General features: G+C 34.9%; 18 protein-coding genes. 3 read left to right on the top strand and 15 right to left on the bottom strand.

The annotated features are described in order from the left end of the window. Positions 1 to 57: 57 nt before the first annotated feature. Positions 58 to 2,478 (top strand): TonB-dependent receptor, encoded by a 2,421-nt coding sequence (locus tag FDM27_RS03630; protein ID WP_140485208.1) that lies wholly within the window; start codon positions 58 to 60, stop codon positions 2,476 to 2,478. Between the two features lie 127 nt (positions 2,479 to 2,605). Here the strand turns inward: FDM27_RS03630 and FDM27_RS03625 are convergent, their stop codons facing one another. Both FDM27_RS03625 and FDM27_RS03620 read right to left on the bottom strand, forming a co-directional pair. After that, positions 2,606 to 3,343 (bottom strand): SDR family NAD(P)-dependent oxidoreductase, encoded by a 738-nt coding sequence (locus FDM27_RS03625; RefSeq protein ID WP_071185378.1) that lies wholly within the window; start codon positions 3,341 to 3,343, stop codon positions 2,606 to 2,608. Between the two features lie 134 nt (positions 3,344 to 3,477). Beyond that, positions 3,478 to 3,948: an OsmC family protein gene (locus tag FDM27_RS03620; protein WP_140485207.1), complete on the bottom strand. Its 471-nt coding sequence runs from the start codon at positions 3,946 to 3,948 to the stop codon at positions 3,478 to 3,480. A 154-nt stretch (positions 3,949 to 4,102) separates the two neighbouring features. On the opposite strand from FDM27_RS03620, the gene FDM27_RS03615 reads away from it, so the two are divergent. After that, positions 4,103 to 4,570 (top strand): META domain-containing protein, encoded by a 468-nt coding sequence (locus tag FDM27_RS03615; RefSeq protein ID WP_140485206.1) that lies wholly within the window; start codon positions 4,103 to 4,105, stop codon positions 4,568 to 4,570. A gap of 7 nt (positions 4,571 to 4,577) precedes the next feature. Then, positions 4,578 to 5,024 (top strand): peptide-methionine (R)-S-oxide reductase MsrB, encoded by a 447-nt coding sequence (gene msrB, locus FDM27_RS03610; RefSeq protein ID WP_140485205.1) that lies wholly within the window; start codon positions 4,578 to 4,580, stop codon positions 5,022 to 5,024. 143 nt (positions 5,025 to 5,167) lie between these two features. Here msrB and FDM27_RS03605 read toward each other — a convergent pair whose 3' ends face one another. From FDM27_RS03605 to FDM27_RS03545, 13 genes are all read right to left on the bottom strand, one after another. Then, entirely contained in the window at positions 5,168 to 5,755 is a 588-nt protein-coding gene (locus FDM27_RS03605; RefSeq protein ID WP_140485204.1) for a lactate utilization protein C, read from the bottom strand. Further along, positions 5,755 to 7,146 (bottom strand): lactate utilization protein B, encoded by a 1,392-nt coding sequence (locus FDM27_RS03600; RefSeq protein WP_140485203.1) that lies wholly within the window; start codon positions 7,144 to 7,146, stop codon positions 5,755 to 5,757. Before FDM27_RS03600 ends, FDM27_RS03605 begins: the two co-directional genes overlap by 1 nt. Next, on the bottom strand, positions 7,143 to 7,877 hold the full coding sequence (locus FDM27_RS03595) for a (Fe-S)-binding protein (protein ID WP_071185372.1): 735 nt from the start codon (positions 7,875 to 7,877) through the stop codon (positions 7,143 to 7,145). The genes FDM27_RS03600 and FDM27_RS03595 overlap by 4 nt, the downstream gene beginning before the upstream one ends. Before the next feature lie 194 nt (positions 7,878 to 8,071). Further along, entirely contained in the window at positions 8,072 to 9,424 is a 1,353-nt protein-coding gene (locus tag FDM27_RS03590; RefSeq protein ID WP_140485202.1) for an FGGY-family carbohydrate kinase, read from the bottom strand. A 152-nt stretch (positions 9,425 to 9,576) separates the two neighbouring features. Beyond that, on the bottom strand, positions 9,577 to 10,851 hold the full coding sequence (locus FDM27_RS03585) for a TIM barrel protein (protein WP_140485201.1): 1,275 nt from the start codon (positions 10,849 to 10,851) through the stop codon (positions 9,577 to 9,579). 16 nt (positions 10,852 to 10,867) lie between these two features. Continuing rightward, positions 10,868 to 11,182 (bottom strand): L-rhamnose mutarotase, encoded by a 315-nt coding sequence (gene rhaM, locus FDM27_RS03580; protein ID WP_140485200.1) that lies wholly within the window; start codon positions 11,180 to 11,182, stop codon positions 10,868 to 10,870. A 178-nt stretch (positions 11,183 to 11,360) separates the two neighbouring features. Then, positions 11,361 to 13,496: a bifunctional aldolase/short-chain dehydrogenase gene (locus tag FDM27_RS03575; protein ID WP_071185368.1), complete on the bottom strand. Its 2,136-nt coding sequence runs from the start codon at positions 13,494 to 13,496 to the stop codon at positions 11,361 to 11,363. 32 nt (positions 13,497 to 13,528) lie between these two features. After that, a complete protein-coding gene (gene rhaT / locus FDM27_RS03570; protein ID WP_140485199.1) occupies positions 13,529 to 14,599 on the bottom strand; it encodes an L-rhamnose/proton symporter RhaT in 1,071 nt (356 codons plus the stop codon). 525 nt (positions 14,600 to 15,124) lie between these two features. Continuing rightward, a complete protein-coding gene (locus FDM27_RS03565) occupies positions 15,125 to 15,562 on the bottom strand; it encodes a CBS domain-containing protein (RefSeq protein WP_140485198.1) in 438 nt (145 codons plus the stop codon). Between the two features lie 116 nt (positions 15,563 to 15,678). Further along, a complete protein-coding gene (locus FDM27_RS03560; protein WP_071185365.1) occupies positions 15,679 to 16,710 on the bottom strand; it encodes a GntR family transcriptional regulator in 1,032 nt (343 codons plus the stop codon). Positions 16,711 to 16,832: 122 nt separating this feature from the next. Next, entirely contained in the window at positions 16,833 to 18,209 is a 1,377-nt protein-coding gene (locus tag FDM27_RS03555) for a hypothetical protein (protein WP_140485197.1), read from the bottom strand. A gap of 40 nt (positions 18,210 to 18,249) precedes the next feature. Next, on the bottom strand, positions 18,250 to 19,818 hold the full coding sequence (locus FDM27_RS03550; protein ID WP_140485196.1) for a glycoside hydrolase family 28 protein: 1,569 nt from the start codon (positions 19,816 to 19,818) through the stop codon (positions 18,250 to 18,252). A gap of 328 nt (positions 19,819 to 20,146) precedes the next feature. Then, positions 20,147 to 22,183, bottom strand: a complete 2,037-nt coding sequence (locus FDM27_RS03545; RefSeq protein ID WP_140485195.1) for a DUF2264 domain-containing protein — start codon at positions 22,181 to 22,183, stop codon at positions 20,147 to 20,149. Positions 22,184 to 22,309 lie beyond the last annotated feature (126 nt).

Raw genomic sequence — 22,309 nt, 5'->3', positions numbered from 1 at the left:
TGTTTAAGAAATATTTAGCATTTACTTTTGCGCAGAATAATTCTAAATAAGAAATAAATGAAAATAGCTCACATCCAAAAATTCTTATGTTCATTACTACTACTGAGTACAATCAGCGCTATAGGACAACAAGGAAACGGTAAAATAAATGGTAAAATTTCATTAAGTGACAACACCCCTGCCGAAAGTGTTGCCATTGCTCTAAAAGATACTAAATACAGTACCAATGCCAATCATAATGGACAATATGAAATTAAAAACATAAAACCCGGAAATTATACACTAGTTATTAATGGAATAGGAATAAAATCCATTTCAGAAAACATTACAATACGCAACAATCAAACACTTCTAAAAAACTTCAAACTAACGGAAAGCAAAGAAGAACTAAATGAAGTAATTGTTAAAAGAAATAAATACAAACAGGACAAACCTTCCTTATCGCTGCGTTTAAATACACCTGTATTAGAAATACCTCAAAATGTGCAAATTATTAGTGGTCAAACATTAAAAGACCAACAAATTACCAGCATGAGTGATGGTGTAATCCGAAATGTGAGTGGCGCTGTTCGTTTAGAACATTGGGGTGATTTGTACACCAATATCACTATGAGAGGTTCCCAAATACAGGCTTTTCGTAACGGTTTTAATGTAGTATCTTCTTTTTGGGGACCACTTACCGAAGATATGAGTTTTGTAGATCATATCGAATTTGTAAAAGGACCTGCCGGATTTATGCTTTCCAGCGGAGATCCAAGCGGATTATATAATGTAGTTACTAAAAAACCAACCGGAATTACTAAAGGTGAAGTAAATTTAATGGGAGGAAGTTTTGATTTTTACAGAGCCAGTATAGACTTAGATGGCAAACTGGATAAGAAAGGAAAACTATTGTATCGTTTTAATGCCATGGGACAAAACAAAGGTTCTCACAGATCTTTTGAAAAAAACGATCGCTACGTTATTGCCCCTGTTATCTCCTATCAATTGGATGATAAAACCAAAATTACAGCTGAATATAACTATCAAAGAGCCAACATGACCGAAGTGGGTTCCTATTATGTATTTGGTAAAGATGGATACGCAACAACACCTAGAAATTTCACAATGACACAACCTGGTTTACCGGATACAAAAATTAACGATCATAGTGCTTACTTTTTGTTTGAACACAATTTTAACAGCAAATGGAAGCTTACAGCACAAACATCTTATTTTAAATACATGCAACAAGGTTACAGTTCCTGGCCTGCTGCTGTAGGACCACTTAGTATTGATACTAATAACGATAATATTCCTGATACTCAAGTGTTAGATTCAGACGAAATAATTAGAGGAGTGAGCATTTGGGATGCCGATAGTAATATGTACTTAGGACAACTATTTGTTAACGGAAAATTCAACACAGGATCAGTAACACACAAAGTATTAGGAGGAATCGATTTAGGAAGTAAAGATTATATGGCCGATTGGGGACAATCGCACGCTTTAGATACTTTTGAAGACCCTTTTAATGTAAACAATCCTGATTATGGAACTCCAGCTAACGGAATGCCTAATTTTGATCGTGAAACACCACTGAAAGAAAGAGCCGGAGGATTATACGGTTCAGAATACGCAGCGGGTTATATTCAGGATGAAATGGGATTCCTTGAAAATAAAATCAGATTAACACTTGCAGCCAGATATACCTGGATAAATCAAACCAGTAGTTATAGTGCTCCTGCTTCAGACAGTCATATTACACCTCGTGCCGGATTAAGTATTTCACTTACACCTAATACTGCAATTTACGGTTTATACGATCAGGCATTTACTCCTCAAGCTGGAATTGTCAGAGAAGGAAGTGTAAAACCACTGACAGGTAATAATGTCGAATTCGGAATTAAAAGAGATTGGTTTGACGGAGCATGGAGTACCACATTTTCTGCATACAGCATCTTGAAGAAAAATGAGTTAACTGCAGATCCTGCAAACACTCCAGGACAAAATTTTAGTGTGGTTTTAGGTGAAAAAAGAGCCCGTGGTATAGAGGTTGACCTAAGAGGTAAAATTGTAGAAGGCTTGAACTTGATTGCTAATTATGCTTTTACTGAATCTACAGTAAAAAGTTCTAATGTACCTTCTATTGTTGCCGGTTCTACGGTTCCTGGTTTTGCTAAACACACTGCAAATGCCTGGCTAAACTACACTGTTGTAAACGGAAAACTAAAAGGATTAGGTGCCTCTATTGGAGGAACTTATTTAGCAGGTCGTCAAACCGATACCTGGAGTGTAGGACTTGAAAAACTACCTAATTACTTCAAAATGGATGGTGGACTATCCTACGAAACAGGAAAGCTTAAGTTTACAGCCAATATGTTTAATATTCTTGACAAATATCTATACAGTGGTTCTTACTATGCCTGGTTAGGTGCTTACTACTGGCAATCTGAAGCTCCAAGAAATATTAGAGTTGGCGTTACTTACAAATTTTAAAACAGCCACACTTAATACTAAAAAGCCTGCGAAATTTATGATGTCGCAGGCTTTTTTTTATTTCTTTATTTATATCATTCGAAAATAAATTGACACAAAAGCTTTATTGAAATTTACATTTACAGAACTAAAATCCGATACTATTTCCACCATCCACCGGTAAAACCGTTCCGGTTACATATTTAGATTCGGCTGTAGCATAAAAATAAGCAGCATCGGCAATATCATCCGGTTCGCCTAAAAATCCCATTGGAGTTCTTCCTAAAACCTTGTTTTTTCTTTCCGGATCAGTATCTAAAGCTTTAGCAGACATTTTAGTTTTGATAAATCCCGGAGCAATACAGTTTACACGAATACCAAAAGTAGCCAACTCAACTGCCATGGCACGGGTCATTGCTTCAATAGCTCCTTTACTGGCACTATAAGCAATTACCTTTGGGATTCCGTATTGAGAAGCCATCGAACTAATGTTTACAATGCTTCCGTTTTTGTGTTCTTTCATGTTTTTTACAACCTCTCTGCTTACAGAAAAAACGCTTAAAAGATTCGTGTGTATCACAGACAGAAAATCCTCATCTGTAACATCAGTAAATTCTTTTTTCAAATTGATACCGGCATTATTAACTAAAATATCAATTGGGGCGTCTTTAGCAATTTCGGCAATCATGGCTGGAATTCCTTCTAAATTGTTCAAATCAAAAATTACAGGAATGGCATTACTCCCTATTTCAGCACAGGCTTCCTCCGTTTTATCTTTCGAGCGTCCAATTATATAGGTTTTAACACCGTTGTCGCATAATTTTTTTGCTGTTGCAAATCCTAATCCTGAATTTCCTCCGGTAACAATTGCTGTTTTAGCACTCATAATATATTTTGATTAAATAAGTTGATTGAAAAGCCCAAAAATAGTCATTTTTTTCAGCAGATTAATATCAAAACAGCCGGTTTATTCAACTGTTTTAGAACAAAAACCGAAAACATTGTCAATTTTTCTAAATCTTATTCTGCTTCACATTCAGCAAAATGTACAATGGGAAAATTGCAGGAATTCGCAATAAAACAAAGTTCATTTGCCTTTGTGTGCAAATTTAAAGCTTCCTCTATTTTTTCTTTTTCTTTTATGATTACCTTAGGATATAAACGAATTTCTATAAAACGTCCCGAACCATTTTCAGAAACTTCAAGAGTTGCCTCAGCATCATCCTGATAAGAAACTACCGTTATATCATTTTGTGAACACACATACAAATAAGACATCATGTGGCAGGAAACCACACTGCTCAGCAACAAATCTTCCGGATTATACAAAGCAGGATCTCCTTTGAATGCTTTGGCAGCCGAAACATCCAATATTGCTTTTCCGTCAATAGCAATTTGGTGTGTTTTACTGTATTTTTTTGAATTTGAATTCGTTTCTTTTGGAACCGAAGTCCAATTTAATTTTGCTTTAAATAAATGTTTAAATCCCATATTTATTTTTTAAGAAGAACCAAATATAGCCAAATAATACCAGCCCTTTAAATTCGAAAAATTAGGATATTATAAACAATGATTGTGTAAATGCTTTTTATCTTTGTATAAACAGTAATATCCCAAATTATAATCTCCATTTAAAAATTCAAAAATGAAACACTACTTAACTACAATTAGTTTATTTTCTTTATCCCTATTATTTATTTCTTGCTGTACCAGCAAAAAATCGATTTCAGAAAACACTGTTTCTCCAAAAGAATCTACTGAAATAGTAGAAAAATACTGGAAACTAATTGAAATCAGAGGTCAAAAAGTAACTGCCGACGATTTTGCTTCCAAAGAACCTCATCTAATTTTGAAATCAGCGGATAATAGAGTGACTGGAAATGGCGGATGTAATTCTTTTTTTGGAACTTATGAACTTCAAGCCAACCTAAACCGAATTTCTTTTTCAAAAATGGGTTCGACAAAAATGGCCTGCATGAAACCTACCGTTGAAAACGAATTTTTGAACGTATTGGAAACTGTCGATAATTATACCGTAAAAAACGATACCTTACAATTAAACAAAGCCCGAATGGCTCCACTGGCAAAATTTGTAGCAGTCTATCTTAAATAAAAACCCTATGTTAAACTGGAACGATCTTATAAAATTTGCCACACATGGTAATCCTACTCCACCAAAAAGAGTAGAGAAAACAGAACTGGAATGGAAATCAGAATTGAGCGATGAAGAATATTATGTAACGCGTCAAAAAGGAACCGAAAGAGCGCATAGTTCAGAACTGTGCAATCTTTTTGAAGCGGGAAAATATGCCTGCAAATGTTGCAAAACACCTCTTTTTGATGCTACAACTAAATTTCAAAGTGGAACAGGTTGGCCATCCTTTACACAGCCTATAGTTATTGAAAATGTAGCCTATAACAAAGATGTGAGTTATGGAATGATTCGCATTGAATGTGTTTGTAATATTTGCGATGCGCATCTGGGACATGTCTTTCCTGATGGACCGGAACCAAGCGGTTTGCGTTATTGCATCAACGCTGTTTCTTTAGAAAAAATAAAAGAATAAAAAATTTTTAAACCATTAAGGAATTTCGAACATTAAAAAACAAAGCCGACAGTTTAAAAAAAACTTGTCGGCTTATTTATTTTTAAAGTAAGTTTAATATAAAACTTAAATTACCTTAATTTCTTAATGTTTTCAACAAACAATTAGTCCATCAAAAAAACAGTCAATCCTCTGGCTCCATGGGCTCCAAGAACTAATGACTGTTCGATATCGGCAGTTTTAGAAGGTCCTGCTATAAAAGTACCAAAACCGTAATCTAAATCACCAATGCGCTCATAAGCCTGTTGCATTGTAGCCAAAATATCTTTTTTATTGACAATGATCGATAAATATTGAGGAATAAAAGGAGAAACTCTTTGCCCTAAAATAGCATCCGTTACCCAAAGTGCTGAATTCTCAGCCACACCAAAATGTGCTTTCACAATTGCTAATTCTACATTTTGTAAACTATGTGGATCATCATTTGTCCATTCGGTTTCAGCAATATCAGCTAATTCCTGAATGGTAGTAATCTTTCTTTTGTCTGCTGGGTAATGCGCAGCAATGTAGGCTTTGACTTCGTCTAAGCTACTCACTTCTTCACAAAATCCACCAATACCTTTCAGTACTGTTTTATAAGTCTCAATTACATCAATTTTGTCTAATCCTAAAAAACTAAGACTAGGCAATTCGTTCACTGATGTAGGCTGATTGTTTTTGATTTTACTTAAAATACTGTCTCTACTGCTCATTATTTTTTGTCTTTAGATTCTTTTGCTTTTCTGGCATACCATTCTCTAAATGATTCTTCTGGCGGTGCTGGCATTTCTCTTTGCTTGTACCAGGCATTAAGATTGTTGTTTACCATAAAAGGCAAATTCTTCATTACAAATCGACCTGCTTTTCCTGCAATTTTAAAAACTGATGGATTAGCTAAAACAGCCGACATTCCTTTCATAGCCATTGTTTTAGAAGATGGCGTATAGCCTTCTTTCACCAATACCTGACGCCATTTGTACAATTGGTCATGAATATCAATTTTTACCGGACAAACATTAGTACAAGAACCACATAGTGTACTTGCAAAAGGCAAATCGGCATTCTTTTTCATGTCTAAGTTTGGCGCTAAAATAGAACCAATAGGACCTGCAACCGCATTGTGGTAACTGTGTCCTCCACTTCTTCTGTAAACCGGACAAGTATTCATACAAGCCCCACAACGGATACATTTTAGAGAGTTTCTAAATTCTTCACGTCCTAATTGCGTACTTCTGCCATTATCAACAATTACAATGTGCATTTCCTGACCTTCTCTTGGTTTTTTAAAATGACTTGAAAAAGTTGTAATTGGCTGACCTGTTGCACTTCGGGCCAAAAGTCTTAAAAATACACCTAAGTGTTTGCGCTCAGGTACTAATTTTTCAAATCCCATACAGGCAATGTGAACATCGGCAAGATGCGCACCCATATCGGCATTTCCTTCATTGGTACAAACCACAAATTCACCCGTTTCGGCAACTGCAAAATTCACTCCTGTAAGGGCTACTTTTCTAGTTAAGAAAGTATCTCTTAATTCTTTTCGAGCCGCTTCTGTTAAATATTGTGGATTGTTATTTCCTTTTTCTGTTCCAAGATGTTCGTGAAACGTATTACTTACATCTTCTTTTTTAAGGTGAATAGCAGGCAATACGATATGGCTTGGTGGTTCTTTTCTTAATTGAACAATAAATTCCCCTAAATCGGAATCAATTACTTCAACTCCATTGTCTGCTAAATATTCATTCAAATGACATTCTTCGGTAAGCATTGATTTTGATTTTACCATTTGGGTAACACCATGCTTAGCAATAATCGAATGCACTATTTTATTGTGTTCTGCTCCATCAGCAGCCCAATGCACAATAATTCCGTTTTCTTTGGCTTTGGCCTCAAACTCCTGCAAATAGTGATGCATGTTTGAAAGTACATTGTTTTTAATATTTGAGGCTGTCTCACGAAGCGTTTCCCACTCTGGGATAGCATGAGCTGATTTATCTCTTTTTGAACGAACAAACCAAAGCGTATCATCATGCCAGTTTACACGTTCCACATCTTTATTAAAAATAGCCGCTGCGTGACTATGATCTATTGTATTTTCTTTCATATTGAGTTTAAAATTTCTGCAATGTGAATTACTTTAATATTGCTTTTTTGTCTTTTTAGAATTCCTTCTAAGTGCATTAAGCAGGACATATCTCCACCGGTAATGTAATCTACCTGGTGTTTTTTGTGATCTTCTATACGGTCTTGTCCCATTTTTACTGAAACTGCCTCTTCGGTGACACAAAAAGTACCTCCAAAACCACAACATTCATCTTTTCTGCTTAAGGATACTAAATCCAAACCTTTAATTTTACTCAGTAATTGTTCCGGTTTAGAAAAAGGAGCCGCATTTAACTCTGTCATTTGCGATAATTTCAATCCACGTTGACCGTGACAACTTTGGTGCATTCCTACACGATAAGGAAAATTTCCTTCGATAGATTCTACCTTCAATACATCGGTTAGAAATTCTGTAAGTTCGTACACATTATTTCTAATATGTGTAGCAGCAGCTTCATTCTCCTTAGAATGAAGGTGATCCTTCACATGTAGCGTACAACTTCCTGATGGGCAAACGATGTAATCAAATTCAGAAAAATTAGCTACAAAATTACTATCACATCCTCCTGTTAAATGAGCATAACCGCTGTTTGCCATCGGCTGTCCACAGCAGGTTTGATCCATTGGAAAACTCACTTCGCATCCAAATTTTTGTAATAATTCCAAGCTTGCAATACCTATCTGTGGATAAAACTGATCCACATAGCAAGGTATAAAAAGTCCAACTTTCATATGCTGATTTTTATTTTTTTTAAAGTCATACCTGTCTGCCGACAGGCAGGTGTAATTCGCATAACTACTATTGGTATTTACATCCAATTTAAGTTCATGCTCATTTCATAGGTTGTTATTTATATTTATGTCAAAAAAAAAATTGCCTATCAATATTCGTTTTAAGATTGAATTATGATAGGCAAATTTAGATATTAATGTTTGTAAAATTTTAAATCAATTAAATCATTTTGAATTGGTTTTGTATTCCAATTTTTATGAATGGCTAAGGCAGCTCCTAACGAACTGGCTTGCGCCATTGACGCTGCGTACACTTCCATTTCAGGGAAAGCTTCGGCTAACAAATTCATGTAAATCGAATTTTTACTGAAACCTCCGTCTACAAAAACTTTCTTTACCGGACTGTTATGAATCACTAATTGAGTCGAAACAATTTGTTGGGCAATTAAATCCAACATTAACTGGTGATACCCTTCATCGTAATTTTCAAAATCAGATAACTCTCTCTCATTGAAAGGACAATCTTTTAGAATATCACTATCTTCCTTAGTATATTGTTTGAATTTAGCTCTCAACTTAGTAATGATGTCTTTATCGTAAAGAACGTGTTTGTAAGAATCAAGGGCAACATCAAAATGCTTTGCCAATTTTACTGATTGAATTTCATGCTCATTTCCTGCAAACAAACGGGAAGCCTTAACCGGTTTTCCTTTGTAATGTAAAAAGCACAAGCAATCGTTTTGCAATTCGTCAAAGGTAAGCTTTTTAGAATTAAATGGATTCATTGTAATTACCCAGGTTCCAGTTGACAACAATACAAACGGATCTTCAAAATTGATAATGTAAGGTATCAAAGCCGAAGAACTGTCATGCAACCCAATCCCTACTGCTATATCATTCTCGATGGTAATAGCATCTTCAGAATCGTGAATTGGAGGCAATTTTTCAGTTATCCCTTCCTTTTTAATCCATTTGTGGTATTTCATTCTATTGAAATTCCAAAGATTGGTATGACAACCAATGCTGGTGATGTCAGTAAATCCTTCTTTGGTTAAAAGAAAACTCATGTATTGCGGCAAATGCAAACAGTGTTTTACCTTGTTGAAAACCTCTGGGTTCTCTTCTTTCAAACGGTAAATTTGCATTCCTGAATTCAGGCTTCCTAAAACCGGAGAAGCAGTTTTCACTGCGAAAACTTCTTCTCCTTTGTATTTAGAATAAAACTCATTTTTAAGGTTTTCAGGATATGGTCTAAGATAATTGTACAATGGCGTCAAAGGATTTCCTTTTTCGTCAACATACACAAAACTAGCACCATAAGTACTAAAATTAACAGCTTTTAAGTTGTATTGGGTTTGAGATTTCATCTGTTCCCAACAACCCAAAAACCAGTCTTTTAGCGCTACAATATCTTCGCATGGAAATCCGTTTTCATCAACTGTTTCAGGAAGGTTTACTGAATTTTCCCAAACAATTTGATAACTTTCATTGAATAGAAAGGCTTTTTTATTTGTTTTTCCAATATCGAAAATGGCTACTGCATTCATTAATTATGGGTTAATAAGTTATGGGTTATGAGTTTTGGGTTATGAATTATTTTTTTTGCTCGAATAGTTCAATGGCAATAAGCTAAAATCTTTTTGACATCAAATAATCAGCTTTATAACTTATAACCCATAACTCACAACTTATATTAAAACTACAATCCTGTTGCTACAGTTTTCAATCCTCTTGCTCCAATTAAAGCATCACGTACTCCTAATTCACGGTATAAAGCAACTGGATTAAGAGCTGCACCAGCACGTAAACGAGCTTCAGCTACTAATGCACGAACATCAGTACGGAAAGCATTTTGTAAAATTTCCTGAGCTTTAACAACATCATTTTCATTTTGAGCAATTTCTAAAGCTTTTCTATCAACAGAAAGTGCCTGAGCATAAGCAATCATGATAGCCTCAACAGATTGTAATAAATCTTCCATTGGATCTTTTACATTGTGAGAAGCATCGATCATCCAACCTAAGTCAGTTGCGTGGTTCATTCCTCTTGCATCCATACCTTCAACTAATTCATTGAATATTAAGAATAATTGGTAAGGTTTTAATGCACCTGCAGTTAAATCGTCATCACCGTATTTAGAATCGTTAAAGTGGAAACCTCCTAATTTATCTTCCATCAATAAGATAGAAACAATTTGCTCGATATTAGCATTTGGAAGGTGGTGACCTAAATCAACCAAAGTTTTAGCTCTGTCTCCTAATTTTTTAACATAAGAGTAAGATTGTCCCCAGTCAGCTACTGTAGTTGAGTAGAAATTAGGCTCAGCACATTTGTACTCTAAGAATAATTTCCAGTTAGAAGGCATAGCCTCGTAGATTTCCTGTAAACTTTCCAATGTATTTTCGTAAGCTTTACGGAAATTCAATTGCCCAGGGAAGTTAGATCCGTCAGCTAACCAAACAGTTAATGAGTCAGAACCTAACTCAACACCTTGCTGGATAACATCGATATTGTGTTGAACCGCTTGTTTACGGATTGATTTGTTTACGTTTTGTAAAGAACCAAATTTATAAGAATATTGGCTATCAGCCTGATCCTGAAACGTGTTAGAGTTAACAGCGTCAAATTTCAAACCGTGTTGAGCAGCCAAAGCTTTGATAGCATTACGATCAGAAGGGATATCCCAAGGAATGTGTAATGAGATAGCACCAGAAGCTTTGTTTAAAGCGTGTAGCAAACCTACATCTTCGATTTTTTCTTCTAAAGAACGAGGCTCTCCACCACCCGGGAAACGACCAAAACGAGTTCCTCCTGTACCTAAAGCCCAAGATGGAATTGCAATTTGGAAATCGATTAATTTTTTAATGATGCTTTCACTTTCAGCAATTTCAGAAGCAGTGAAAACCAATTTATTTTTATGTGCTGCATAAAGTCCGTCATTATGAGCAGCTATTTTATTAGAATCTAATATCATGATAATTATTTTTTTTTTAAGGTAAATAAAAAACTTCTTTAAGTGAAACACTCACCGGAGAATTGTCAGGATTTGCATCCATGATATCCCCCATATATTTCCACCATTTTTGCATAACTGGATGTTTAGGAAGTTCATCTAAACGACTTGGGTCTTCGATTTTTAAAACACCAAAAAGGGCATGTGTATCTTCATCAAAAAAAATAGAGTAATCTTCTACTCCTACACTTTTTAACAAATCGGCTAATTCTGTCCACAATTCATCATGTCTTTTTTGGTACTCCTGAACCTGACCTTGATGCAACTGCATTTTAAATGCTACTTTTTTCATAATTTATGGTGATTATAAGCGGTAGACATAAAACAATTTCGAAACCCTAAATTGTTATGAATAATTGTTTTTAAAAAAAGGTGAAAAAATTAAAAATGCAGTTATCAGATTAAGAAAAATCTAACGCCCGAAAAGAATCGGACGTTAGATAAATCAATCTAAAAACTAACATCTAAAATTATCTATAGAATCCCATAGCAACACCACCATCAACATTTAATGCATTTCCTGTTGATTTGCCTAACAAACCTCCAACAAAAGCATAACAAGCGTTAGCGATATCATCTGGTAATATAATTTCATTTAATAAAGTACGCTTAGCATAGTAAGCTGGCAATTCAGCTACAGTAATACCGTAAGCCTTAGCACGTCCTTCAGCCCATCCACCTGACCAAATGTTTGAATCAGAGATTACAGCATCTGGGTTAACTGTGTTCACACGGATTTTATCAGCACCTAATTCAGCAGCCATCAAACGAGTCAAGTGAGCCTGAGCCGCTTTAGCAGATCCATAACCAGGGTTGTTTGGTCCTGCAACAACTGCATTTTTAGATACGATGTTTACGATATCCCCACCAAAACCTTGTTTACGCATTACTTCGATTCCTGCTTTAGAAACAATAAATTGTCCTTTAACTAAGATATCGTATAATCTGTCCCACTCTTCTAATGAATGCTCAGCAATAGATTTAGAAATACTGATTCCTGCATTGTTTACAATAATATCAGCTCCACCAAATGCTAAACAAGCAGCATCTAAAGCTTTTGCTGTACTATCAGAATCAGTTACGTTTAATAAAGTACTGGAAACTGCATCTTTACCAAAAGTTTTGATAAAATCAGCTGTAGCTCCTTGTAAACGCTCTTCGTTAATATCATTGATAACTACACAAGCACCTTCTTCAGCAAATTTCTTAGCGATAGCCTTACCAATTCCACCTGCAGAACCTGTAATTAAAGCGATTCTTCCAGATAAAGCTTTTGGTTTTGGCATACGTTGTAATTTAGCTTCTTCTAACAACCAGTACTCGATGTCAAAAGCTTCCTGACGTGGCAATGAAGTATATTCAGAAACTGCTTCAGCACCTTTCATTACGTTTACAGCATTGATATAATATTCAGACGCTAAACGAGCCATTGTTTTATCTTTTGCAAAAGTAAACATACCTACACCTGGATATAAAATTACAACCGGGTTTGGATCACGCATTGCTGGTGAGTTAGATTTTTTGCAAGTGTTATAGTACTCAGAGTACATTTGACGGTAAGCTTCAAAAGCTGGAGTTAATTTAGCTTTGATAGCATCAACATCAGATAAATCTTCGTTTGGAGCCAATTCAATCACTAAAGGACTGATTTTAGTTCTCAGGAAGTGGTCAGGACAAGAAGTTCCAAGAGGAGCTAATTTTTCCAAATCATTAGAGTTGATGAATTCCAATACTCTTGCATCATCAGTATAGTGACCAATCATTTTACGCTCAGAAGAACAGAAACCTCTCAAGATTGGAGCTACTTTAGCAGCCTGTACTTTACGAGCTTCTTCAGAAAGGCTTTCAATTTTTTGACCTCCAAAAACCGGACGTGTTTTTCCGTAGTTAGACTCTAAAAACTCAGCACATTTCTCGATTACTTCAAGAGTGTTTACATAACTTTCGTAAGCAGTATCTCCCCAGGTAAATAAACCGTGAGATCCTAACATTACACCTTTTAATTTTTTCCCTTTAGCAGCAGCTTCTTCAAGGCAAGCACGCATTTGCAAACCTAAGTCGAAACCTGGACGTTGCCATCCAACCCATCCAATCTCACCGTTGAATAATTCTTCAGTGATTTTTGCACCGTCTTTTGCAGCAGCAATAGCAATAGCAGCATCCGGGTGCAAGTGATCGATGTGAGCAAATGGTAAGAATCCGTGTAATGGAGTATCAATTGAAGGCGCTTTTGAAGCTAAATCAAAAATACAGTGGTTGAATAATTCCACCATTTCGTCTTCAAATTCGATTCCTCTGTATACATTTTCAAGGTTACGTAATCTCTCTAAGTAAAGAGCAGCACAACCTGATTTAGTTAATGTTCCAATATCTCCACCAGAACCTTTAATCCACATTACCTCAGTAGCAGCTCCAGTCAACGGATCTTTATCAGTAATTTTTACAGAAGTATTTCCTCCTCCATAGTTCGTTAATCTCAAATCAGCTCCTAATAAATTAGAGCGATAGATAAAAAGTGCTACTTCATCTCCTGCTAATTCAGCAGCTTTAGCATCATCCCAAAGGTAACTTACGTGTTTAAAAGTCATTGTATTTGTATTTGACATTGTTATATTAAATTTAAATTGTTAATCTTTTTTTAAAGTGAATTCCCTAAACCTACTAATACGATTGACAAGAACATCAGGGAAATACCGAAAAAGAATACTTTGTATGTCTTATCAGACACACCTTTCCATTCTTTTAAATAAAATCCCCAAAAATTAGCTGTCAAAATAATCGTTGACATGTGCAAGATCCAAGAACCTGCTCCATTCCCCATCTTACTTTCCCCCATTCCGTAGAAGAAGAATTGTAAAAACCACATTGTTCCGGCAATTCCGGAAAACAAAACATTTTTAGCAATTGAAGTTTCCGTATTTGTATAATCTCCAAAAGTTTTATTTTTAAAGTTAAGATACATACACCACAAGAAATTGGTTGTAAGACCTCCCCAAAGCAATACTACATAAGTAACGTTATTTTGATACAAAAATTCACCCTGACCCGGATTTAAGACTTTCCAAGCCTCATTAGCTGTATCCGCCATTGGCTTCCCTGCTTCAATTCCGAAATTAAAAAACGAACTTAAAATCCCTGAAATAATTGCAATAATTAGACCTTTTACTAAGTTAAAATCTTTATCCTTATCCTCATGACCTACTGCAAAATCTTTTTCTTTAAGCATTCCTGCTTTTCCTAAGAACACAATTCCTAAGATACAAACCAACACCCCTAATAAAACCAATTGTCCCCCAGAAGTAGAAGCCATTTCAGTAAATGATTCTTTTCCGATAGTAGGATTAAAATTATAATAGATAGGTGGTACCAAAGCTCCAAATGCAGAACAAAATCCTAAAGTGATAGAGTTCCCTAAAGACATTCCTAAATAACGAACACCCAAACCATAAGTTAACCCGCCAATTCCCCATATCAATCCCATTGTATAAGTAACCGTTTTAATGGATGGAGCTGCAGCACTAATAATATCTGCAAAATTTGGAATTGTTAAATAAGCCGCTAAAGGCGGTACAATCAACCATGAAAAAAATCCTCCTATAATCCAGTAGCTTTCCCAAGCCCAACCTCTTACCTTTTTAAAAGGCATATAAAAACTTCCAGAAGAAAAACCTCCTATTGAGTGAAAAAGAATACCAAGAATTGATTCCATAAAATAAATTTGAGTTAAAGGTTAATTAATAGAAGTGTAAAATAAAAAAAAAGGAAAATTAAAACTGTCCTGTACAGTCCTTGTATTGACATTATTTATACTTTTTTTACACATTTATGACAGATTTTATACTAATTGTTAGAATTTAATTAGAATTAAACCTGGAAAAAGACTACTCTTTTACATTATATCTAATAGAATTATAAGCAGCTGTCTATTTTTTTAGACATACTCATTTTGCTTACAGATTAAGTCAAAACTAAAATCTTAATTTTTAGTGTATGAAACAAAAAATGAAACTTACGATACAACTTTAAAGATTAAAGCAGTAGAACTAAGCAAGAAAAGAAGTAAGCTTTCTTAATTGACCAGAAAAATCGGTGCAAAGGCATCACTGATTGATTAAATAACACAACGTTAATCAAGAATGCTGACAAGGTAGTTTTCAGGAAAAAGACATTTAAAATTGTCCTGAATAAAAATGAATTTAAAAAAAGTCAAAACTACAATTGATAGTATAAAATATTATTGAGCCTTAGTTCCTGCTATATACGAATCCAGATAATCTATAATATGTTTTTGATTTTCCATAATCGTTTTAACCAGGTCCCCTATTGAGATGACCCCAACAACCTGATTATCCTGTACAACAGGCAAATGACGGATTCGTTTATTAGTAATCAAATTCATACAATAATCTAATTTGTCAGTTGGTTTTACTGTAACCAAATTAGTATCCATTATTTCATGTACCAAAGTATCTCTCGAAGATTTGTTTTTCAGAGCAATTTTGCGGGCATAATCTCTCTCAGACAAAATTCCTTTTAGGACATTATCCTCTATAACCAAAACTGCTCCAACATTTCTCTCTCCCATTATTCTCAAAGCCTCATATACTGTAATAGTAGAAACTATAGAGTAAACATCGCTTCCTTTTACGCTTAATATTTGATTTACAGTCATAATAGATGTTTTTAAGTATCTATAAATTTAACAAAAAAAAACGAAAACAGAAAAAGACTCGCTAACTATATTCGTTTTTGGTTAGTCTATTATTACTGAAAAACAAGCAATTAAAATTACAGAGATCCTCTGAGAATCAATTTGAACGGATTTTCGATATGGTCTTTGGAATTGTTTAATACCAGATTGGCGGCGGTAATTCCCATGGTTTTAAAATCAGTGGAAATAGTGGTGAGTCCGCTCATAATATAATTCTTAAGAGGAGTTTCATTGTACGAAATCAAACCTACCTGCTTACCTAAAGTTAGATTTAAACTTATAATTTTGTCTAAGATTTTAACCAAATCTTCTTCCATCAAATTAATATAAACCTCACCTTCACTCACTTGCTCTTGATCCAAATTATGAACTATCTTAAAGTTAAAAGCATAGTTGTAGCAAAAATTCTCGAAACCTTTTATAATCTCTTTAGAGAAATAACTATTAACCGGAAAAATCAATTTTAAAGTATGATATTTACTTAAAGGATCCAAAGCTTCGGTTAAGGCATTATAAATGTCCTGTTCAAAATTTTCATAAACCGCAGCGTAATCTCCTGTTATGTCTTTTATTTTTTTGCCTACCAAAACCAATTTCTCTTTTGGAAGTGCCTCAATCAGCAATCTGTAAGCATCTGATTTTTCAATAAAATGGGGAATAATTACATAATGCGTATAATCTGTCTTTTGTTGTTGCAATAATTTTTTAAACAAAGCATAATCGTTGTTATAAATATAAAAATCAATAGCTGCTTTATCTCCTAAGGTTTCAACAAAGGCATCATAAATGATTTTTTTATGTGCACTTAACTTGTTAAACATCAAAAATATTTTAATATCCTGTGAAACGTCAGTATTGGCAATAAAATATCCCTTGCCGTGATAGGCTTCCAGAATCCCCATTTTTCTTAGGGTGTTATAGCCTTTTTCGATAGTTACTCTCGAAATTTCGTATTGAAAACTCAATTCGTTAATTGATGGCATCGCATCGCCTTTTTTCAAAACTCCCTGCTTAATGGCATTTAATATCGCATTCACCAATTGTTGGTATTTAGGCGTAGCCGAAAACTCATCAATAGTAAGACTGGCTATTTTAGAAGATTTTTTCATTAATTTATTAAATACTGAAATTAAAAAAACAGACGTCAAATATAGTGATTATAAAAAAAGTAAAGAGACTATTTCAATTTTTTGAAACCGTCTCTTTCTGCTCTTAATTGATTATAAATTCATCAATACTTTCTTTTCAGCCATGCTTCCGGCACCGGAATGATACAGATATTCATACTGCGATTGTCTTCGCTTAACATAGCCGATTGAATTTGGATTTTAGTCCCATCAGGACTCATTGTAGGATGCGGATGATCGGAAGCCGTTTGTTTATGACCAGTAGAAAGCAATAGCATTTCATTGTTTTTTCTATCAATTAGATAAATACTTCTGGAGAAATCATCGCCTACCGCCCAGCGACCATCAGGCGAACCGCTTACATGCCATAAACCACTTCCTGAATCCGTTTGTCCTGCTATTTTCATTTCTCTTGTTCTTAAATTTACAATAGCCAATCCGGTTGGTTTTTCTCTGGTTCCTGATGTCCCCCAGGCTGCTTCCTGACCGGGATTAGCTCCACTTACTGCCGTTCCTGTAGTATCTAAACCCTGAATTTTTCGATGTCCCATAATTGCTATAGCCACTTCATCTTTGCTTATCACCGCTTCATGTGTTACCCATTCGTATTCTGATTCCGGATATAACGGTCGAAGTCCTGTTCCATCACTCAATACTGTCCAGGTACGTTGCGGCGATTTTCCTCCAGTTTCCCAGCAAAAAACAATTTCGCCCGCTACCCAAGGATTGGTTTGGATGTGTCCAATTTGAAAAGGAACTGATATTACATATTTAATTTCTCCGGTATGTACATTCATAGCAGCAATTCCTGCTGGGCCTGCTCCCATTTTTCTTGGACCATAATTTTCTTCGAGTTTGGTACCAGAAGGTAAATATTTTGCTGCATATTCTTTTCCTACCCGAAAATAAGCCCAGTTTTCATCTCCATCCAAAGCCAAATCACCGCCTGCTCCTATTTCTGGTTGAGTAGAACCACAAACACGCTGATAATAATCGGCTTTTTTAAGTTTTCCAATTTTACTATCTGCAAATAATTTTGCCAAATCTACTTCTACAATTTGCATCGAAGTTGCTTCAGCTTTCGAAGTTTTATCTTTTTTATTTTTCTTTGAAAGATTATCCGCTGCTTTTCTCATAAAGAAAAGTTTCATGCTGTTGCGAGCTACATTTAACATTCCAACATAACCTCCTTCGGTTACCTGAACCATTTCGCCTGTTTTTTCATTTACAGCCATGGCTTCCCCTTCTACTCTATTCGAACGAAAAATAAGCCACTCCCCATCCGATGTCCACTGATTGTGCGTTTGGTAAATTTTATTATCACCATTTGGCGTACTAGTCAAAAAAGTCAACATAGTACCTGTTACTGGATCTTTAAGCTCTTTTCGTTCTGAAGGAAAGCGTTTGCCAATTTGAGCATTTGTACTTTGTATTAAAAGTAGAAAGCTAACCAAAACGATGCTATTAGAAAACTGTTTCATATTTTAGATTTTTACCGGTCTGAGAATAAAATTTACTTTACTAATAACTCTTTGACTTTATCTTTTTATCATTCTTATCTTTTAAAGGCGTACTATCTTTTATCGATAATTCACTCACGTCTTTCATTACAAGCGTTCTGGAATCTGTTCCTTTATCGGTAGAAACATTTCGCAGTTTTAATCCTTTTACATCGTTTACAATCATAGCTGGACGGGTTTCATTGCCTAACAAATGAAGATTAACATTATTCAATTCTATGTTTTTTACATGACGAATGAAAAAGCCATAAGCAGGAATTATTCCGAATTTCTGTGGTTCCGGATATCCTTTCTCAAATTCTGGAACTTCTTGTTGAATAGCATTTTTTGAAATTGAATCCAATGGACGATACCAAATACTAATATTGCTCAAACGCACATCTTCAATATCATGTCCTGGAATTCCGCTAATTAGTGTAGCAAAACGAGAATCGGCATTGTAAATATTGATATTACTGATATTAATACGCCGTAAAGCCCCCACTGCAGTACCTTCAGGCGCACGCATTCGACCTCCGAGACGTAAAAAAATAGGCGAATTGATAATATCACGCATTGTAATATTACTGATAGTCACATCTTCTAACAAACCACCATCAACGGTTTCGAGTGCTAATCCGCGGCAATATTCAAAAACACAACTACTGATTGTAATGTTTTTAAAACCGCCATTCGATTCTGTTCCAAATTTTATTCTTCCTGTTGGTCCTTCTTTATCAGGAACCAAATGAGCTTCATTGCGCAGGTAAGTTCCGTTGTAAAAAGTACCTCGATCAAAACCGCTAACACTGCAATTGGTAATAGTTACGTTTTCGGTTGGTCGGGCATAACCCAAAGCAAATGAACTTTTAAGACAAATAGCATCATCCCACGGAGAATTTACAGTGCAATTTGAAATACGAACGTTTTTACAACAATCGATATCCATTCCATCCCGATTGGTATCAATTTTTAAATTATCTATAGTTAGATTATCTACTCCAGTTGCTAATATTCCAAAATGTCCACCGTATAATATGGTAAAATCTTTTAACGTTACATTACGACAAAGCTTCAAAGCAATGGCTTTATTTCCTATTGGCGCACGATAAGGGCCACTTCTTGACAATCCTTTTCCATGAATTATTCCTGGTCCCAAAATGGATATATCCTCCAAATTTTCGCCCCAGATTAGACTGTTTTGCCAATGGCTATGTCCAAAATCCTGATAAATTTCATTATCTGCTTTTTCGGGAGCATCATAACCTATTTTATCAGAAGGTGTTGCTGCTAAAATAGTAGCACCCTGATCTAGATAAAGTAAAATATGACTTTTAAGTCGGATAGAAAAACTAAGATAAGTTCCCGCTGGAAAATAAACTGTTCCACCACCTGCCTTGGCAGCAGCTTCAATTGTATTATTGATGGCCTGTGTATCTAATGTAGTACTATCTCCTTTGGCACCAAAAGTCTTTACATTAAAAACGGTATCTGGCGCGGCCTGAATAGTATTTAATCCTAAGAATAAAAAACACAGACAAAGTCTATACTGAAATAAAAATGACTTTAAAAAACCAATATTTTTTTTCATCTAATAAATATAAATTGAAGTAATAGAATAGCAATTTACAAATACAATACAAACACTTCATCCTGTAGCATCCTGTATTTTAAAAGCTATATGAATATGGGTTTCTCATACAAATAATTGAGAATGGGACACAGATAAAACTGATTCTATCGGATTATTGCAGATTTTCATTTCCAAAGAACTATAAAAATCCGTTTTTTATCTGTTCAGTCATTGTCATCTGTGGCTTTTTTTAGTCCGCTTAGCGGACATTCATAAAAGTTAAAATCAAAAAACCAGTAAACATTCTTATTTACTGGTTTCGAATTTTATTTGAGAAACTAAACTTTTAAAATTTCACCAACTTCTTTTCTCCATTTGCCAAAGAAACATTTACTGTATTTTCTTTCGAAGAAAAACCAATCTTTTTCACGGCTAATAATTCTTTGTTACTCCATTTTTCTCCTGATTTTTTCCACAACATTAATGTGGCATAAACAGTGGATTGTTCTTTTTGAGGTAAATAATTATTCGAAAGATTAATAACCGAACTTTCATTGGCCTCAGGATGCAAACCTTTAGCCTGAACCACTTCTGATTTATCCCAACCTAAAAGCGGAATCATTGCTAATTGGTATTTTCCATTATCAATAATGGTTACTTCGTAATTTTTTATTTTTCGAACAGTAGTCTTAATTTCACCATCTAATTTTGGCAAAGCATAATGTCCTAAACGCACTGCAAATGGTACTGTACTGTTATTTTTATCAACTCTTAAAATTCCGTTTGCCAAAGGAATATCAGCCAGATTAAATTTCACATTCGAATCGGTTTCTAAAACTACGTCTCGATAATAAATGCCATCTTCAAACTTTTTAAAGTTATACAATCGAAAAGCTTCCCATTTGTCCGATTTATTTTTGATGACATAATTCATCGCCACTTCGCCCTTTTCACCATCAGCCTGCCAAGGGAATGCACTATTATAGGATAATCGGTTGTAGTTTTCTGTCGATCTAAATTTCTGCCAATCGTCTTTTACTTTAGCATTACACCAGGCTCTTACTTCCGAAGCGCCAATATTTGGATAATCGGTAATTAAAATTTCAGAAACGCCCTGAAATTTATTGTACACTTTATTTTTCTCGAATTGGGTTTCCCAATCACCATTATTTTCTTTGGCTGTCCAAAACGGATTATCATCAGGAACTAATAAACCAAAAAATATTTTCCCCATCCAATACACACTGCCACGACAGCTGTAAACTTGCACCGCAGGTTCAAAAGGTCCATAAACCCCAAGCGTAGGAACATTATCCTCCATAAAATCAGGATGTGTGAAAAATTGTTTAATCACTCCCGAAGCTATTCTTCGCATCCAACCATAATTAATCGAGGAATCTTTTTGAAATCCCATTAGCGGAAACGGAATAACAGCTCCCACTCTGTAACTCATGCTTCTGCCCCACACAATCATTTCACCATTTTGACTAAATAAATACGGGTAATTATTGTTTAATTCCTTGAAATTATTTTCAAATCGGGCTGCATATTCCGGATAATTTTTCTTTCCAAAATATTCCGACCACATCATCCCATACATCTGAAAAGCCCACATACTGTAATAATCATAAGCAGGACTGTCATTGTACCAGCCGTTTCCTCTGTAATCTTTTAGCGATTTTTCTAAATATTCAACTAATAATTTTTCGTTTACTGCGTAACCTTGTTGCTTAAAGAAACTCAACACAAAAATGTTGAAAAACTTCCAGTTCGAATCCACCGTTGGTCCATCTCCATAACTCAGCATGGTTTTTGCCAAAGCATCTTTTTGTTGCTGAGTCAAAGGATTCCATAACACTTCAGGATTCGTAATTAACGAAATAGACAAAGCTCCAAACTCCACTAAATTCTGACTTGGCCCACCATTTTTAGAACGAGGAACAATATAAGACGAACTTTGAGGATTTGTTAGTTGAGTAATCTGATGTCGATAATAATCGGCAACTTTTATGTTATTGATAACTAAAGAAGGATTTTCTTTTAAAAGCGGAGCTGCCACAAACAAAGTTCTACACAAACCTTCCAGTTTTTCAGTTGGCACTTTCCCTTCATCTTGCGGATAACTTTTCCCTTCTTGTTTGGGAAATTTCATCGGATCGTCTAAGGAATGGATATAACCAAAAGCGCCTTCCAAAAGATACATTGCCGCATCTTTCCAATGTTGTTTGGTCATTCCTGTTACAGGACTTAATTTAAAATCGGGATTTTTAATTTCGAAAACCGAATTACTATTCGATTTTTCAAGTGCTTTTTTATTTTCTGATTGTTGCGCCCAAACAGGTAAACACAATAGTAATAAAACTAGAAATTGGTAGTTCTTCATAATAGTTATAAAAATTTAAAAGTTCTTTTTTAAAAGAATATTTATATAAAAAAATGGTAATTGGTTATAGTTATTTCAAAGATAAAAAGTCAACTCAACTAACAACACTACACCCTACCAGTTTAT

The organism is Flavobacterium sp. GSA192, from assembly GCF_006386525.1.
Taxonomy (GTDB): Bacteria; Bacteroidota; Bacteroidia; order Flavobacteriales; family Flavobacteriaceae; genus Flavobacterium; species Flavobacterium commune.
This window is presented reverse-complemented; position numbering and strand designations above follow the sequence as displayed.